The 15,603-nt window shown below is 61.5% G+C and carries 15 protein-coding genes; 12 read left to right on the top strand and 3 right to left on the bottom strand.

Going from position 1 to position 15,603, the window contains the following annotated elements; translation table 11 throughout:
* Positions 1 to 24: 24 nt before the first annotated feature.
* Together WC698_05270 and WC698_05265 are read right to left on the bottom strand one after the other, a co-directional pair.
* Positions 25 to 1,677 carry a ribonuclease J gene (locus WC698_05270; protein MFA6039642.1) on the bottom strand — a complete coding sequence of 551 codons (1,653 nt, stop codon included), beginning with the start codon at positions 1,675 to 1,677 and terminating at the stop codon, positions 25 to 27.
* Entirely contained in the window at positions 1,626 to 1,955 is a 330-nt protein-coding gene (locus tag WC698_05265) for a hypothetical protein (GenBank protein ID MFA6039641.1), read from the bottom strand. The genes WC698_05270 and WC698_05265 overlap by 52 nt, the downstream gene beginning before the upstream one ends.
* A gap of 333 nt (positions 1,956 to 2,288) precedes the next feature.
* Here WC698_05265 and WC698_05260 point away from each other — a divergent pair, with 333 nt between their 5' ends.
* From WC698_05260 to WC698_05220, 9 genes are all read left to right on the top strand, one after another.
* Positions 2,289 to 4,301 carry a hypothetical protein gene (locus WC698_05260; GenBank protein ID MFA6039640.1) on the top strand — a complete coding sequence of 671 codons (2,013 nt, stop codon included), beginning with the start codon at positions 2,289 to 2,291 and terminating at the stop codon, positions 4,299 to 4,301.
* 88 nt (positions 4,302 to 4,389) lie between these two features.
* Positions 4,390 to 4,875, top strand: a complete 486-nt coding sequence (locus tag WC698_05255; GenBank protein MFA6039639.1) for an adenylyltransferase/cytidyltransferase family protein — start codon at positions 4,390 to 4,392, stop codon at positions 4,873 to 4,875.
* Positions 4,876 to 4,934: 59 nt separating this feature from the next.
* Entirely contained in the window at positions 4,935 to 5,147 is a 213-nt protein-coding gene (locus WC698_05250; GenBank protein MFA6039638.1) for a hypothetical protein, read from the top strand.
* 156 nt (positions 5,148 to 5,303) lie between these two features.
* A complete protein-coding gene (locus WC698_05245) occupies positions 5,304 to 6,062 on the top strand; it encodes a prepilin peptidase (GenBank protein ID MFA6039637.1) in 759 nt (252 codons plus the stop codon).
* A 599-nt stretch (positions 6,063 to 6,661) separates the two neighbouring features.
* The gene (gene smpB / locus WC698_05240) at positions 6,662 to 7,102 is read left to right on the top strand and encodes an SsrA-binding protein SmpB (protein MFA6039636.1); all 441 of its coding nucleotides are present in this window, start codon (positions 6,662 to 6,664) and stop codon (positions 7,100 to 7,102) included.
* A gap of 81 nt (positions 7,103 to 7,183) precedes the next feature.
* Positions 7,184 to 7,780 carry a recombination mediator RecR gene (gene recR, locus WC698_05235; GenBank protein ID MFA6039635.1) on the top strand — a complete coding sequence of 199 codons (597 nt, stop codon included), beginning with the start codon at positions 7,184 to 7,186 and terminating at the stop codon, positions 7,778 to 7,780.
* Between the two features lie 179 nt (positions 7,781 to 7,959).
* Positions 7,960 to 8,478, top strand: coding sequence for a hypothetical protein (locus tag WC698_05230; protein MFA6039634.1), 519 nt, complete (start codon positions 7,960 to 7,962; stop codon positions 8,476 to 8,478).
* 32 nt (positions 8,479 to 8,510) lie between these two features.
* Positions 8,511 to 9,050: a hypothetical protein gene (locus tag WC698_05225; GenBank protein MFA6039633.1), complete on the top strand. Its 540-nt coding sequence runs from the start codon at positions 8,511 to 8,513 to the stop codon at positions 9,048 to 9,050.
* A 34-nt stretch (positions 9,051 to 9,084) separates the two neighbouring features.
* Positions 9,085 to 9,315, top strand: a complete 231-nt coding sequence (locus tag WC698_05220; protein MFA6039632.1) for a hypothetical protein — start codon at positions 9,085 to 9,087, stop codon at positions 9,313 to 9,315.
* Positions 9,316 to 9,377: 62 nt separating this feature from the next.
* On the opposite strand, the gene WC698_05215 is transcribed toward WC698_05220, so the two are convergent.
* Positions 9,378 to 11,000, bottom strand: coding sequence for a bifunctional phosphoribosylaminoimidazolecarboxamide formyltransferase/inosine monophosphate cyclohydrolase (locus WC698_05215; protein MFA6039631.1), 1,623 nt, complete (start codon positions 10,998 to 11,000; stop codon positions 9,378 to 9,380).
* Between the two features lie 134 nt (positions 11,001 to 11,134).
* Here WC698_05215 and WC698_05210 point away from each other — a divergent pair, with 134 nt between their 5' ends.
* From WC698_05210 to WC698_05200, 3 genes are read left to right on the top strand one after another with little or no spacing between them, the layout of a single operon-like run.
* Complete coding sequence (locus tag WC698_05210; protein MFA6039630.1) at positions 11,135 to 11,515, top strand: response regulator; 381 nt, start codon at positions 11,135 to 11,137, stop codon at positions 11,513 to 11,515.
* A gap of 25 nt (positions 11,516 to 11,540) precedes the next feature.
* Positions 11,541 to 13,292 (top strand): ATPase, T2SS/T4P/T4SS family, encoded by a 1,752-nt coding sequence (locus WC698_05205; GenBank protein ID MFA6039629.1) that lies wholly within the window; start codon positions 11,541 to 11,543, stop codon positions 13,290 to 13,292.
* On the top strand, positions 13,276 to 15,564 hold the full coding sequence (locus WC698_05200) for a type II secretion system F family protein (GenBank protein ID MFA6039628.1): 2,289 nt from the start codon (positions 13,276 to 13,278) through the stop codon (positions 15,562 to 15,564). Before WC698_05205 ends, WC698_05200 begins: the two co-directional genes overlap by 17 nt.
* Positions 15,565 to 15,603 lie beyond the last annotated feature (39 nt).

Here is a 15,603-nt window from a genome sequence, read left to right as displayed (position 1 = left end):
GTATTTCGTATTACGTATGGTGAATCAGACCTCAACCATGAGAGGAATAACCATCGGCTCTCTGTCCAGCTTCCGGTCAAAGTACCGGTAGAGGGCACCCGTCACCGCGCGCTTGAGGGCCTTGCGGTCCTTCTCGCCGCGGTTCAGTTCATCCTCGTAGGCCTTGCGGGAGGCTTGGATCAGATCGCGCGTGATCTCCTGCTGCTCGGAGCCGTAGATCAGCCCGCGAGAGACGATGTCCGGGTCGCCCACGAGCCGCTTACTCTCGTTGTAGACGCGGAACAGGATGATGATCACGCCGTTCTCGCTCATCACCTTGCGGTCGTCCAGCACGCGCTGGCCTTCGCCCGCGCTGCCGCGCCCGTCGATGATCACGTCGTGGAACGTGAGCTTGCTCTTGCTCTTGCGCGCGTCACCCTTGGCGTCGAACTCGATGATCTCGCCGTTGGCGAGCTGGTGGATTTGGTTCTCGGGGTAGCCGATCTGCCGCACCAGGTCCGCATGCGCGGCGCGCATGTGCGGTTCGCCGTGTTCGGGAATCACGTGGCGCGCACGCACCAGGCGGTGCATGAGCAGGAGGTCGTTGGCATAGCCGTGTCCCGTGGTGTGGATTGCAAGTTCCTGGCTGGTCTTTACCACGGCGCCCTGCATGTGCAGGTTGTTCACCACCTTGGCCACGGCCCGCTCGTTGCCGATGATGGGGTTGGAGCTGAGGATGACGGTGTCGCCCTTCTTCACGCTGATGTGGCGGTGGGTGCCCAGGCCGATGCGGGCGAGGCCCGCCATCTCTTCACCCTGGCTTCCCGTGGTGAGGATCAACACTTCCTTATCGGGAAGCCTGTCCATGGCGGGGTTCACCTTGCGGATGAGCCCCCGCGGGACGCGGAGGTAGCCCAGTTGCTGGGCGATCTCCAGGTTGGTCTCCATGCTCCGTCCGGAGATGAAAATCTTGCGGTTGTAGCTGCGCGCGTGCTCGATGATCTGCTGCATGCGGTTGATGAGCGAGCTGAAGGTGGAGATGATCAGGCGCCCCTTGGCGTCGCGGATGAGGCCGTGGAGCGTTTCCGAAATCTCGCGTTCGCTCTTGGAGTTGCCGGGCTTGTTGGCGTTGGTGGAGTCCGCGATGATGGCGAGAACGCCCTTGTCGCCGATCTCCGCGAGGCGCGGGAAGTCGGCGGGAGGCTCATTCATGGGCGTAAGGTCGAACTTGAAGTCGCCCGTGTGGATGATGGTGCCGTAGGGGGTGTGGACGGCGATGGCCGCCGCGTCCGGTATGGAGTGCGTCACGCGGAGGAATTCCACTTCCACCTTGCCCAGGCGGATCTTCTCGCGGAACTTCACCACGTTCATACGCGCCTTGGATGTCATCTTCTCCTCGTCCAGGCGCTTCTTCACGAACGCCATGGTGAGGCGCGTGCCGTAGAGCGGCGGATAGTGGAGAGCGGGGAGCAGGTGCTGCACCGCGCCGATGTGGTCCAGGTGCCCGTGGGTGAAGAGCACGCCCTTGATGCGGTTCTCCCTTCCCTTGAGGGAAGAGATGTCCGGGATCAGGTAATCGATGCCCAACATGTCCTCGTCGGGGAACTGCAGGCCGAGGTCGATGAGGTAGATGTCGCCATCCACCTCTATGACGAAGCAGTTGCGTCCCACCTGCTCGAATCCCCCGAGGGGGTACACGCGGAGGGGGACTTGTCGAGTATCGAACCGTTGTGGCTGTTGCGGTTGGGTTCTGGGGAGCTGACCGTTCCCCTGGAGGGCGGGGCGGGGTGTCCTTCCGTCCCGGAAGCGCCGATGGTGCCGTCCCCGGCCGGATTTCTGTTGAGCGGGAGGGGTGAATCCTCCCTGTTTTTGCGGAGCGCCGGGAGGGGGCGCGGCCCCTCGGCGAGGCTCGGAGCCTCCGGCGGGACCTGTAGGAAGAGCGCCCTGCGCCTGAGGCGCGGGTTGCGTCGTTTCATGCATTTCGTTCATTGTCGTGTCTGGTAGGCCATGGACCAGAGTTCACTCTGTTCGGTCGGCTCATGGCAGGGGTTAAAAGTATCGAACTGCACACAGTGTACTCCCTGGAGGCCCATAAAGCAAGAGTCAGCATGTTATACCTAATAGATTTTGGCTTCAGATAAACAAATTATTAGTAGAGTATTACGTATTATGTATGGCGTATTGCGTATCTTCGTTCTTCTTGCGCCAACGTACTACGCACTACGCAATACGTAATACGTGGTTCCAGGACGCACAGGAGAAAACTCTCCTTGCAGTGAAAATCCTCCCTAAGGTAGCCTAACCCCCTGATGGACCTCTCTGTCCAGACAGGCATCGCGCAAGCGGATGGCGCTCAGGCGCTGCTCTCGCGCTCGTTGACGAGCAAGAGCGGAGAAACCGTGCTGCTCCTCCTGCAGGTGTATGCCGAAGAGCGGCAGGCCAAGGCGTTCTCGGACGAATGCGAGAACGTCATTCGCCATGCGCTGCTGGATACCGACGGGGATGCATGGAGCCGGCTCGACGGGACACTGAAGGAACTGAACGGGCTCATGAAGGGGCTCCTGCTCGCGCGGACCATGGACGAGGTGCATGCCATTGTGGCGGTGGTGGAGAAGGACGGGGCGCTGCACGTCTCCCACGCCGGCCGCGGCGAGGCGTACTTGGTGCGCCACGGAGCCGCCACACAGATCACGGAGTACACGCGGGGCAAACCTCTTTCCGCATTCGTTCACATTTCGAGCGGTGCCCTGGAGGCGCAGGATACGGTGGTGGTCGCCACGCAGCGGCTGCTGCGCGCCTTCACTCCCGCGCAGTTGGCGCAGATGACGTTCCAGCGGGGGGAGGGGGCGCTGCGGGACATCGCCATGCGGCTGGAAGCGGAAGAGGAGCCGGCCGCGCTGGCGCTGGTCGCATCCGGTTCACCGATGGAGTCGAAGGAGGTCATCCCGCCCCGGCAAGGGTACGCGGGGCCGGGCCGCGGCCGCCTGCTGCCCAGCCGCCGTTCCGGGAGGAGGATCCCCCTCTCGGTTCCCTCCTCGCTCCACAAGGTCTCCTCCTCCCTCAAGAGGGCGGGGGCGCTGGCGGCGCCCGTGGTGGCGCGGTGGGCGCGCACGGGGCTGGGGAAGCTGGGCAAGACCTCCACGCACGTCCAGACCATGAGGGAGAAGGCATCCGATTTCATGGCGGACCTCAAGCATCCGCAACGCAAGAGGCGCGCGCACTTCCTGTTGCTCGCGGGGGCGCTGGCCGCCTTCCTGGTCATCTTCCTCGTGGTCAAGCTCTCCATCACCAGCCAGCGGAGCAAGACGCGCGCGGAACTCTCCACGCTCGTGGATCGGATCAACGAAGAGATCAAGACCGCGGACAACCGGCGCATCGCCGGCGATACCGACGCCGCCAACGACATCCTGCAGCGCGCCGACGCCTGGGCGAAGCAGGTGATGGACAACGAGAGCGGCCTCTTCCGCGTGCAGGCGCTGGACCTTCTCGACCGCATCCGCAGCAAGAAGGAGGAGATCAATAACATCACGCGCCTCTCGCCGCGCGTGCTCGTCAACCTGGCCGCCAAGAACTCCGACGTCTCCGCCCAAGGGATGATCGGCATCGCGGACGGGGAGTTCGTGGTGTTCGACCGGGAGGAGTGGTACCACGTCCTCCTCAACGGCGTGGATGACCCACGCACCCTCACGGAGGACGGCCTCATCATCGACGGCGTGTCGTTCCCGCGGTTCAAGGCGCAGGCGTTCCTCACCACCGGCAATTCCATCCTGGAGCTCCAGGGCAGCCAGCCCGTTTCCATGAAGACGGAGGACCTCTCCGGCTGGGTGACGGGGAAGGACATGGAGACGTATCTGCGGTACCTCTACATCCTGGGGGTGGACAACAACATCATGAAGTACGAGCGGCTCAACAACCGCTATGGCGCGGCCGTGCAGTACAACGTGAGCGGCGACCTTACGGGCGCGCTGGACATGACCATCGACAGCAGCATCTACGTGCTCAAGGAGGGCGGCGCCGTGGTGAAGATGATGCGCGGGGAGGCCAAGCCCTTCGCCATCACCCATGCGCCGGACGGCACCTTCAAGACCGCCACGAAGATCGTGAAGATGTCGGACAGCAACTTCTACTTCCTGGATCCCGAGAAGCGCCGCATCAGCGTCACGTCGGACGGCGGGCCGAACGGCGAATCCTCCTACTTGCGGCAGTACGTGCTGGAGGGGGACCAGGTGGGCAAGCTGCAGGACCTGTACGTGGATCCCGACGAAGCGCACCTGTATGTGTTGGATGAGAAGAGAATCTATGTCATCGACCTGTTGAGGTAGAAAAGAATGCAAAATGGGAAATTGGAAATGCGAAATGGTCTCTTTTTCATTTTGCATTTATTCATTTTGCATTCAGGATTGGTCTCCCATGCGCGTCCTCGTCTTCGGCACCTTCGACGGCCTCCATCCGGGACACCGGTATTTCCTCTCCCAAGCCGTCAAACGCGCCGTACCCACGGCCAAGTACGGGCGGGGGGAGCTTTTCATTGTGGTGGCGCGGGACGGCAACGTGCAACGCTTCAAGGGGCGCCCTGCGGAGCGTTCCCAGGCGCAACGGCGGCGCGAGGTGGAGCGGGAGTTCCCGCAGGCGCACGTGCTCATTGGGGAGGTGAATGACTACTTCTTGCCCGTCCTCACCGTGAAGCCCGACCTTATCCTCCTGGGGTACGACCAGCGGCTTCCGCCCGGCGTGGAGGAGCGGGATCTGCGGGAGGCGGGGATTGACGTGGAGCGCGCGAAGCCGTTCAAGCCGCGGACGTACAAGAGCAGTTTGCTGCGCAAAGTCTCCTCTCCCCCGCGCGGCGGGAGAGGGAGCAAGACGCGGAAGATTCGGGGGAAGCGCGCCAGGAAATAACCTTCTGCCAAGGCGTTCCGGTGGCGTGAAGACGTCAAGTTTGCTATACTATCCTGAACATGCACATTGCCCTTCTCCAGCACCGTCTTGTCCGCCAGATCGGCGGTGCCGCCGCCGGTGCCCTCATCGCCTTCCTTCTCTATGGCGCCTACGAATGGGGAGGGCCGCGCGTGGCGTCGCTCTTCGCCACCGCCACGGCGAACGGCGGCACGGAAAGCCGCGTGGAACTGGTGGTGGAGAGAGCAAGGGAGAGATTGGAGATGTCGGAGTGAGGAGTGTATCGAAGGTTCTCCGGTGGAGAGGATGCCGAGGATTCCGACGATGCCGAGGACTTTTCATGTATTTCTTCGGAATCCTCGGAATCCTCGGACTCTTCCCGTCCCATCACCCCTAGCACTCAGCGCTCCCCCTGCTCTATGCTCTCCCCAATGCTCTCCCCCCAGGTCTTCCCGCTAGCGACTTCGGTGCTGTACTTCATCTTGGGGCTGGCGTTCGGGAGCTTCGGCACGGTGCTCGTCACACGCATCCCGGAGGGGCGCAGCATCATGGGGCGCTCGCATTGCGTGCGGTGCGGCAAGACGCTGGGAGCGCTGGAATTGATCCCCCTCCTCAGTTTCGCATTCCTGCGCGGGCAGTGCGGATCCTGCGCGGCGCGCATCCCCTGGCTGTATCCCCTCATCGAGTTCTTCTCGGGTTTGCTCTTCGTCCTCGCCCTGTTCCTGGAAGGCTTCGCCTTCCTCCCCGCCACACTCCTCGCTCTCACGCTGTGGTCCTTCTTCCTCGTGACCGTGATGGACGCGCAGACCGGCTACGTCTCCGATTACCTCTCCTTCCCCTTCCTGGCGCTGGGCGTGGCGTACGCGTTCTTCTCTCCGCCGCTGCAGCTGGCGGCCCCCCTCATCGGCGCGGGCGTCTTTGCGGTGCAGTGGGGGGTGAGCCGCGGGTTCTGGGTGGGGAGCGGGGACATCATCGTGGGGGCGGCTATGGGGTTCCTCCTGCGCGATTGGCGCTTGCTCGTGGTGGCGCTCTTCCTCTCCTACATCATCGGGACCCTGGTGGCGGTCACGCTCATGCTGCTCAAGATCAAGAGCCTGAAGGACAGGATGGTGTTCGTGCCGTTCCTTTTTGTGGGGACGCTCCTTACGATGCTGTTCGGGTATACGATTCTGGATTGGTATGCCCTCTGAAGTGGGGGGGGTGAGGACAGAAAAAAGGGGCCCACAGCCAATCGGCGGAGCCCCAAGAATGAAATCGGAATAAACCGTGACGCAGTTGCGTTTCCCGCCCCTGTATCTCTCTATTCTCGGTCTCTAAAGAACAGGGAGATACAGGGAGAGAATGGAATAAACCGACGGATCATTATTTCTCAAAATCACATATTTGTCAATATCCCCCCGATATTCCCATGGGGAAGCCCAAAAGTGGGCTTCGGTCCTCTCGATTGTTCCTGCCAATTCACCATGTCTGCTGCCCTGGGAGTGGAGTGCAGGGTGGGGACCACATCGGTGGAAAAACCGGCTTTCCGAAGGGTTTCCCCGATGAGTCGTAGTGTGGCGACGATTCTCATCGCGCTTGGAACATCATGGTGTTCGAGGGCTTCCAATGCCGTAGCGCGGAATGTGGGAGGGAGCGTGCCGATGGTATCCAGGATTTCCCGGACTGTCTCCGGGAGAGGATGGTCGGCCGTCCGTCGAGAGTCGTTTTCCAAGGGGGCGTATTGAAGCAGATCGTTCACCATAATGCAATATCCATAGATTCCCTCCGCTTTCCCACGCATAATCCTCCCATGAAAGTGGTCGCGGAAAACCGCCGGGCGCGCTTTGACTACGAGATCCTGGATACCGTGGAGGCCGGAGTGGTCCTCACCGGGCAGGAAGCCAAGAGCTGCCGCGCGGGGAACATCAGCCTGGCCGGCTCGTACATCTCCTTCCTCGGAGGCAAGCCCGTCCTCAAGAAGGCGAGCATCGCGGCGTACAAGTTCGCGCTGCCGCTCCCGGAGTACGACCCGTTGCGGGACCGTCCGCTCCTCCTCCGCAAGAACGAGGCGCACAAGATAGAGGTGGCGTCCGAGGAGAAAGGGATGGCGGTGATACCGCTGGAGGTGCGGGCGGGGCGGTTCATCAAAATTCTCCTGGGGATCGGGCGGGGGAGGAAGAGGATAGACAAGAGGCAGAGGATCAAGGAGAGGGAGACGGGGAGGAGATTGAGGGAGGGGAGGGAAATCTGAGGAGAATCAAGAATGAAGAATGATGAATTACGAGAGAAAACATATTCTTAATTCTCGATTCTTGATTCATAATTCTTCCACATGGCTCTCTTGCCTCCCCAAATCCAGCGGACGATCGAGGAATTTTCCAAGCTCCCCGGCATCGGGCCCAAGAGCGCGGAGCGGCTCACGTTCCACCTGCTACGCAGCGGCAAAGCGAACCCCGAGACGCTGGGGAAGGCGCTGCTCGATCTCAAGCAGGAACTCAAGTACTGCCGCACGTGCCAAATGGTCACGCTGCAGGAGGAGTGCGAGGTGTGCCGCGGGTCCGGCCGCGACCGTTCGCAGGTCTTGGTGGTGGAAGATCCCCTCGACGTCATCGCATTCGAGAAGGTCGGCTACCGCGGCCTGTACCACGTCCTCCACGGCGTGCTCTCGCCCATCGACGGCATGGGCCCCGAGCAGCTCAAGCTCCGCGAGCTGGTCGACCGCGCGCGGAGCGGCGAGATCAAAGAAGTGATCGTGGCCACGAACCCCGACGTGGAAGGGGAGGCGACCGCCACGTACATCCGTACGCAGCTCGCCCCCTACGTCCCCGCGGTCACCCGCCTGGCGCACGGGCTCCCCATGGGCGCGGACATCGGTTTTGCGGATCAAGTCACCCTCCGCGAGGCGATCGACGGGAGGAGGAGCTTATGACGTTTCTCGTTTCTCGACCCTTTCTCGTTTTTCGATTCGTTCATGGACGGCACTTCTTTGCTTCTATCGAAAAACGAGTAACGAGACATGGTCGAGAAACGGTCCTATTCAGCCTTCCATCATAATCTTTCCCTCTCTATACTCTCCTGGCTTTCCTCACTTCCTCTATGCTGAAGAGAATGACGCGCCTTGCGCCTCTCGGGCTCCTGCTCAACCTTGTGCTCACGTCCTCCGCCCACGCCATGTGCCCCGTGTGCACCATCGCCGCGGGTGCGGGAGTGGGGTTGGCGCGGTGGCTTGGGGTGGACGACACCATCAGTGGGCTGTGGGTGGGCGGCATGATGGTGGCGATCGTCGGCTGGACGATCACGTGGTTCAACAAGAAGAACATCCGCTTCAAGGGAAGAATCATCCTCACCACGCTTTTCTACTACGTGATTCTGCTCTACTTGCCCCTCTACTTCTGGACCGATCTCCTCACCAATCCCCTCAACGAAGTGTGGGGCGTCAACCGGCTCTTCCTTGGCACCCTCGTGGGGAGCGTCGTCTTTCTCGCCGCGCACCTGTGGTACCTTTCCATCAAAAAGAAGAACGGCGGACGCGCGTGGTTCCCCATGCAGAAAGTGGTGTGGCCGCTTGCCGCACTCGCCATCACCACCCTCATTTTCTTCTTCGTCATTCCCCCCTCCCTTCTCTAACTCTTCCAGGACAAGCATTTCCCCCCTCCCGTATGGCGGATCAAGACGTCTCCATGGATAAGCTCAACGAGTTCATCGCGAAGATCGACAACATGAAGAAGCAGGAGAAGATGGACCTCTCCTCCGACCAGGACCTCTCGATTGCGATCATGAACTTGGTCTCCATCGAGGAGCACCTCTTCTTCAGCGGCGGCAAGACGGGGAACACCGAGTACTTCGACCTCATCACGGAGGTGCGCGAGATGCGCAAGAACCTGCTCAAGAAGATCATCAAGGAGTACGACGGCGAAGTGTGGTGCATCAGCAAGCACCTGCTCGCGGCATCCATGCGCCTTATGGAAGTGGGCACCAAGGCGCAGTCCATGGGGAGGAAGGAGGAGGCATACGACCTCTTCCGCAAGGCGTACGAGCTCTACTCGCTCTTCTGGGGATTGAACATGAAGATCATCGCCGCGGGCGACGTGAAGAAGATCGATGACAATGCCCTGAACAAGCACGACGAAGAGAAGGGCGGCTTCATGGGCAAGTTGGGAGCGCTCGTGAAGAAGGCGATTGATTGCTGTTTGGAGTGAGCATACATTGGGGTCGTCCTTCCCTCACGTTCCTATGGCGATCGAGAACGAACAACATTTGTCCCCTGAGAATGAGGAAATATTGACATATATTCATGATGTGCATGGAGAGGAAGTGGCAAACTATTGTCGGCAGGTCGCTTTCCGTACGGGGCAAGTCACAGCGGGCGATCTGATAGAGGCTTTTGAGCAGGCTGATCCGGAAGCTTGGGAACAAGACTGGGAGTTGAGCAAAATGCAGATGGAAGCATCGCGCCCTACGTGATGGAGCGCGGGCATTCTTGCCTGCGATGGAGCGTTCCGCGTGCGGGGAAGCCCACGCCAGTGTTAATGGCGAAATGCCCGTATCCCCGTGGTGACCATCACCATTCCCAGCTCCTCCGCTTTGGCGAACACTTCGGCGTCGCGCACGGAGCCACCCGGTTGGATGATGGCCGCGATGCCGTGCTTGGCGGCCTCCTCCACGGAATCGGGGAAGGGGAAGAAGGCGTCGCTGGCCATCACCGCGCCCTGACAATTCTCTCCCGCCCTCTTGGCCGCAATCCACGTCGCATCCACCCTGCTCGTCTGACCGGAGCCGATGCCGACCGTCACCTGGTCTTTGGCGAACACGATGGCGTTCGATTTGGCGCTCTTCACCGCGCGCCACGCGAAGAGGAGGTCGCGCACTTGCTCCGCGGTCGGCTTCACCTTGGTCACCGTCGTCAGGTCCTTCTCCGTCACCACGCGCGAATCGCTCTCCTGCACCAGCATTCCGCCCATCACGGAGCGGTAGAGGACCCGGCCTTTCATACGCTCGCCGTTGTGCTGCTTGATCACGCGCAGGTTCGGCTTCTTCTTGAGCAGTTCCAGGGCTTGCGGCTCGTACTCCGGCGCCACGATCACCTCCGTGAAGATCTTCTGGTCGATCAGTTTTTGGATGATGGCGGCCGTGCACGTCCTGTTGAGCGCGATGATCACGCCGAAGGCGGAAAGACGGTCGGCGTCGTACGCGCGCTGGAACGCCTCGGTGATGTCCGGGTGGGATGCGATGCCCGAGGGGGTCGCGTGCTTCACGAGGACGGCGGTGGGGTCGGAAAAGTCATGCACCGCGGACCATGCGCCGTCGGCGTCCAGGATGTTCAGATAACTCAGAGGTTTCCCCTGTAAGAGGATGCCCCATCCCTCTACCCTAGCCCTTCCCCCAAGGGGGGAAGGGGATGTGTGTTGTTCTGTTGTTGTTTGAATGCTTCGAGCGTGCTCCCCTTCCCCCACCGGGGGAGGGGGTAGGGGGGAGAGGGAATCGAACAACGTGTAATATTTCCCCCACTGGTGCGGGTTCTCCCCGTACCGCAGCGGCGTTCCTCCCGTGAGCATCACGCCGCGGTAGGTCCCTTCCGAAAGGTACTCGGCGATCTTCTCGTCGTACGCGGCGGTGTGGAGGAACACCTTCGCGGCGAGTTCCCGCCGGAGCTGTTCGGTGGTTTCTCCGTTCGCTTCCAGCTCCCGTACGACGCGTCCGTAATCACCCGGGTCGCACACGACCGTCACGTCCCTGTGGTTCTTCGCCGCCTCACGCAGGAGGGTGGGCCCGCCGATGTCGATTTGCTCAACAGCCTCCTCCCTCGTCTTGCTCGGATCGTTCACGGTTTGGGCGAACGGATACAGGTTCACCACCACCACGTCGATCGGCTCTATCCCCAACTCTTTCGCCTGCCTGCGGTGCTCCTCGTTCCTGCGCTCGAACAGTATGCCGCCCGCAATGAGGGGGTGCAGGGTCTTCACCCTGCCGGAGAAGCACTCGGGGAACTTGGTCACGTCGGAAACGTCCGTCACCTCCACCCCTTTCTCCCGCAAAAAACGCGCGGTTCCTCCCGTGGAAATGATGTGGAATTTAAGCTTCTGTAAGCCCTTTCCCAGGTCTTCGAGACCTGCTTTGTCCGACACGGAAAGGAGGGCGCGCTTCGTCATGAAGGCGCAAGGAGTCTACCCCAACAAAGGGGGTCGGAGAAGGGGCAAACGGGCGGGGAAATCAGGAGAAAAAGCATGGTTGCCCGGAAACGGGTTTTCTGCTACAATTAGATGAAAGTTCCAACACAAACCCTATGGCTACACGCACATCAAGTTCCCAGAAAATCCTCATCGTGGAGGACGAGCGGCCGCTCGCCCACGCACTGGAGCTCAAGCTCAAGCGCGAGGGGTTCGACGTCACCGTTTGTCTCACCGGCCCCGAAGGCATGAAGGAAGCCATTACGGGGAAGTACTCCATCATCCTCCTGGACATCATCATGCCGGAGGTGGACGGGTTTGCGCTTCTCCAGGAGATGTCCAAGAAGAAGGTCAAGACGCCCGTGCTTGTGCTCAGCAACCTGGGCCTCGACGAGGACAAGCAGAAGGCCAAGGGGCTCGGCGTCATCGATTACTTCGTCAAAGCCAACACGCCCATTGCGAACATCGTGAAGCGCGTCAAAGCGGCGCTCGAGTGAACCCCTCCTCCCCCGTTCCCTTTCCATGCCCCTGAACGACGCCGATCTCGGGAAAATTCTCGTGGAGCAAAGCTATGTGAGCGAGGAGGAACTCAAGCAGGCGCTGGAGCAGGCGCAGGAGCGGACGGTCACATTGAAGGTGGTGCTCGTGGAGATGGGGCTCCTCACCGAGGATTTATACGAGAGCGCGCTCGCGGAGTACTACAAGCTCCCGTTCGCGGACCTCCAGCAGGTGCAGCCCACGCCGGAAGTCGTCTCGCTGCTCCCCGAAGAGATCGCCCGCGCCTACAGCTGCGTGGTGATCAAACAGGATGAGAACGGCGTCATGGTGGCCACATCCGATCCCAGCAACGTGAAGCTGGAGGAAGGCGTGCGTTGGAACTTGGGGCAGGCGGCCGTCATCTTCCCCGACCAGCCGGGAGGGGCGGAACTGGCGGCCAAACAGAAGCGGCAGAAGTTCATGGGGAGGATCCAATTCCTCTACGCGCCCCGCGGGGCGATTGAGAGCTTCTTCGTCCACTACCGCAAGCCGCTCGCCACCCGCTTCCAGGCGATCATCACCAAGCAGCGCAAGGTGGCCCCGGAGATCATCACGGAAATCTTCAACGACGCCATCGAGCTCCGCGCATCCGACATCCACTTCGAGCCGCAGGAGAAGTTCGTCATGGTGCGCTTCCGCGTGGACGGCGTGATGCACGAGGCGGGGCGCATTCCCCGGGAGTACTACGAGGGGGTGGTGAACCGCATCAAGATCGAATCCAACATGCAGATCGACGAGCACTACGCGGCGCAGGACGGGGCGATCCGCTACCGCACGCCGAACGACAACACCATGGACATCCGTGTCTCCATCGTGCCCATCGTGGACGGCGAGAAGATCGTCTGCCGCTTGCTTTCCGAATACGTGCGCACGCTCACGCTGCTGGACCTCGGCTTCAGCGACGAGTACCGGGAAATACTGGAGAAGGTCGCGCACAAGCCTTTCGGGATGATCCTCACCACGGGGCCCACCGGCTCAGGGAAATCCACCACGCTGTACGCGCTGATGAAGATGCGCAACAAGCCCGACGTGAACATCTCCACCATCGAGGATCCGGTGGAATACAAAGTGCCGGGCATCAACCACATCCAGGTGAACCCGGATACCAACCTCACCTTCGCCACCGGGTTGCGCGCGCTCGTCCGCCAAGACCCCAACATCATCCTCGTGGGTGAAATCCGTGACGGCGAAACGGCGTCCATCGCGGTGAACGCGGCACTCACGGGCCACTTGCTCTTCTCCACCCTGCACGCCAACGACGCCGCAACGGCTGTGCCCCGTCTCCTGGACATGGGCGTGGAGCCGTTCCTCCTCGCTTCCACGCTGGAAGTGGTCATCGGGCAACGCCTCGTGCGCCGCATCTGCCCACAGTGCCGCTTCAGCTACTCGCTGCCGTATGCGGAAGCCTCCAAGCTGTTCCTGGGCGCGCAGGATTATTTCGACAAGGGCGAAACGGCGCGGCTCTACCGGGGGAAGGGATGCGAGACGTGCAACGGCACCGGCTACAAAGGCCGCGTGGGCATCTACGAGCTCCTCATGATCACGCAGGAAGTGGAGCAGCTCATCGTGTCGCGCGCCTCCAGCAGCGACCTCAACAATGTCGCCCGCGACCAGGGGATGAAGTACATGTTCGATGACGGCTTCTCCAAGGTGAAGGCGGGCATGACCACCATCGAAGAGCTCCTGCGCGTGGCCGCGCCTCCCGACCTCATCGTTCACCATGGCAACAAAGAATGAGCGGAAACAGTCGGCATTCTTCTCGCTGCTACGGTCGTTCCTGCCGTTCCTCTCGAAAGGCAGGGGCATGGCAAGCCATACGGAAGGGGAGGAAGCCGGACAGGACGGGGAAGGGAAGCGGGGAGTGGCGCACCGCAGGCGCCGCCATTACAAGCGCCACCGGAAACCCGTGAGCCATCCGGAAGGGAAGACCAAGCAGGACGTGGAAGCGCTCCTGCGGCAGGTGGACTTGGACGCGATGCTCGGAACGGCGAATTTGGAACTTCCTCCGTCGCTCACGCCCGCGGATGCAGAAGCCGAGCCGCCACCGGCTGAAGAACTTTCACAGACCCTCCTGGAGGATGAGGAATCGGAACCGTCCATCCCCGCGCCTCCCGCGGCCCCGCCCGTTCCTCCCGTCGGAGGGAAAAAGGTGGAGGACACGCTGCGCGCAGTGGACCTGGACGCCATCCTGGGGGAAATCAAGCCGCAGCACCTGCGCGAAGGAGAACTTTCCTCGGCGGAAGGGGGAGAGGGAAGCGCGTCCGAAGAGCCGCGGAAAGGGGAGTTCCTTCCCCTCACCAAAGAAGCCCCTCATGCGGCAGTCCCTCCCGCGGAACGGGAGAAAATCCTTTCCGTGGAAGCGCATCCCACCCGACCGGGACAGAGGCAGCCGGGGTTCTGGGAACGTTTCGCCTTCTGGCGCAGGTCTGCCGCTCCCGGCGCGCATCCCGCTCTTTCCCGGTCGAAAGCAGCAGAGGTGCGCATGGACATACCACTCGGTGCCGACTCGGCCGCCCCCGGGAAGGAGAAGACGGCGAAGGCGGAGGAACAGCCCGGCGCCCCCGTGGACTTGGATGCCGTACTGCAGGCGCAGGAAAAGGACGGCGGAAAATTCCTGCAACCGCAGGGAGGAACGTTCATCCGCAAGCAAATGCTGCCCCCCCCGTCCCCGGGAATGCAGCCCGCCCCGCTGCTTTCGCAAGCGGCGGACGCCGCTCCTCCCCGGGAGCTGACACCCGAGGAGAAGCAACAACTGGAGGGGATGCGCAAGCGCCAGCAAGAAGACGAGAAAGCCTTGCGGGAGCAGGCGGAGAAGCACCGTAAAGAAGAAGAGGCACAGAAGAAGAAAGAACTGGAAGCGGCGCAACAGGTGCAGGTCCCCAGCACGGCTCTCCCCAAGAAGCGGCTCTCCCTCCGCAGCCGCGAAAACATCTTCGTGGGTATCACCAATACCCTCCGCCATGTGGGTATGGGGAAGGAGCGGTTCCAAATCATCCAGAACCTGGCGACCATGCTCAATGCGGGGTTGCCGCTCATCGATTCCCTGCGCACGCTCCAAATGGAGACGCACAACAGACAGGCGCGCGCCCTCATCCAGCGCATTGTGGACAGGGTGGAGAGCGGAAGCCCGCTGTGGCGCGCCATGCAGATGGAGCACTTCTTCACGCCGGATGCCTTGGCCCTGGTCCGCATCGGGGAGGAGGCGGGGAACCTGGCGGAGAACATGCAGTACTTGTCGGGCCAGCAGGAGAAGGATGAGGCGCTGCGGGGGAAGGTGAAGATGGCCATGATCTATCCCGCCATCGTCCTGGTCCTCATGATCATCGTCATCATGGGGCTGGGGATGTTCGTGCTGCCCAACCTCATCAGCGTGCTCTCGTCTCTCAATGTGCCGCTGCCCCTGGTCACGCGGCTCTTGATCGGCTTCACCAACATGTTTGCGGAACATGGCACCACCATCTTGCCCGCCACGATCGCGATCTCCATCCTTCTTGCGATCCTGGTGAAGTACACACCTCTGCAGATCGTGTTCCAGTGGTTCATCTTCCGCATTCCCGGCATCGGAGCCCTCCTCTGGGAAGCCACCATTGCGCGCTTCGGCGTGATAGTGGGCGGCCTGCTCCAAGCCGGCGTGCCGCTGGTGGATTCGTTGCGTTCCCTGGTGGACGTGACCACCATCATCGCCTACCAGAGGTTTTACCAGCGCCTGCTGGACCACATCCTCGTGGGGGATTCCTTCAGCAAGAGTTTCGCCGCCATCCGCGGGAGCAACAAACTCCTCCCCCTCTCCGTCCAGCAGCTGGTGATGACGGGGGAACGCACGGGATCGCTCTCGAAGATCATGCTGAAGATCGCGGACATCTATGAGAAGAAGGCCAACGAGACCGCGCAAAAACTGCCGGTGATTCTGGAACCGATGTTGCTCCTCTTCATCGGCGCGCTGGTGGGGACCATCGCCTTCGCCATCATCGTGCCCATCTACAGCATCGTGGGGAGCGTGAATCAATGAGGGAAGAGTCTGGATTGAGCACCGGCAGGAAGGATCGCC

The sequence above is a fragment of the Candidatus Peribacteraceae bacterium genome, assembly GCA_041661065.1.
In the GTDB taxonomy this organism is placed as follows: Bacteria; Patescibacteriota; Gracilibacteria; order Peribacterales; family Peribacteraceae; genus CAIKAD01.
This window is presented reverse-complemented; position numbering and strand designations above follow the sequence as displayed.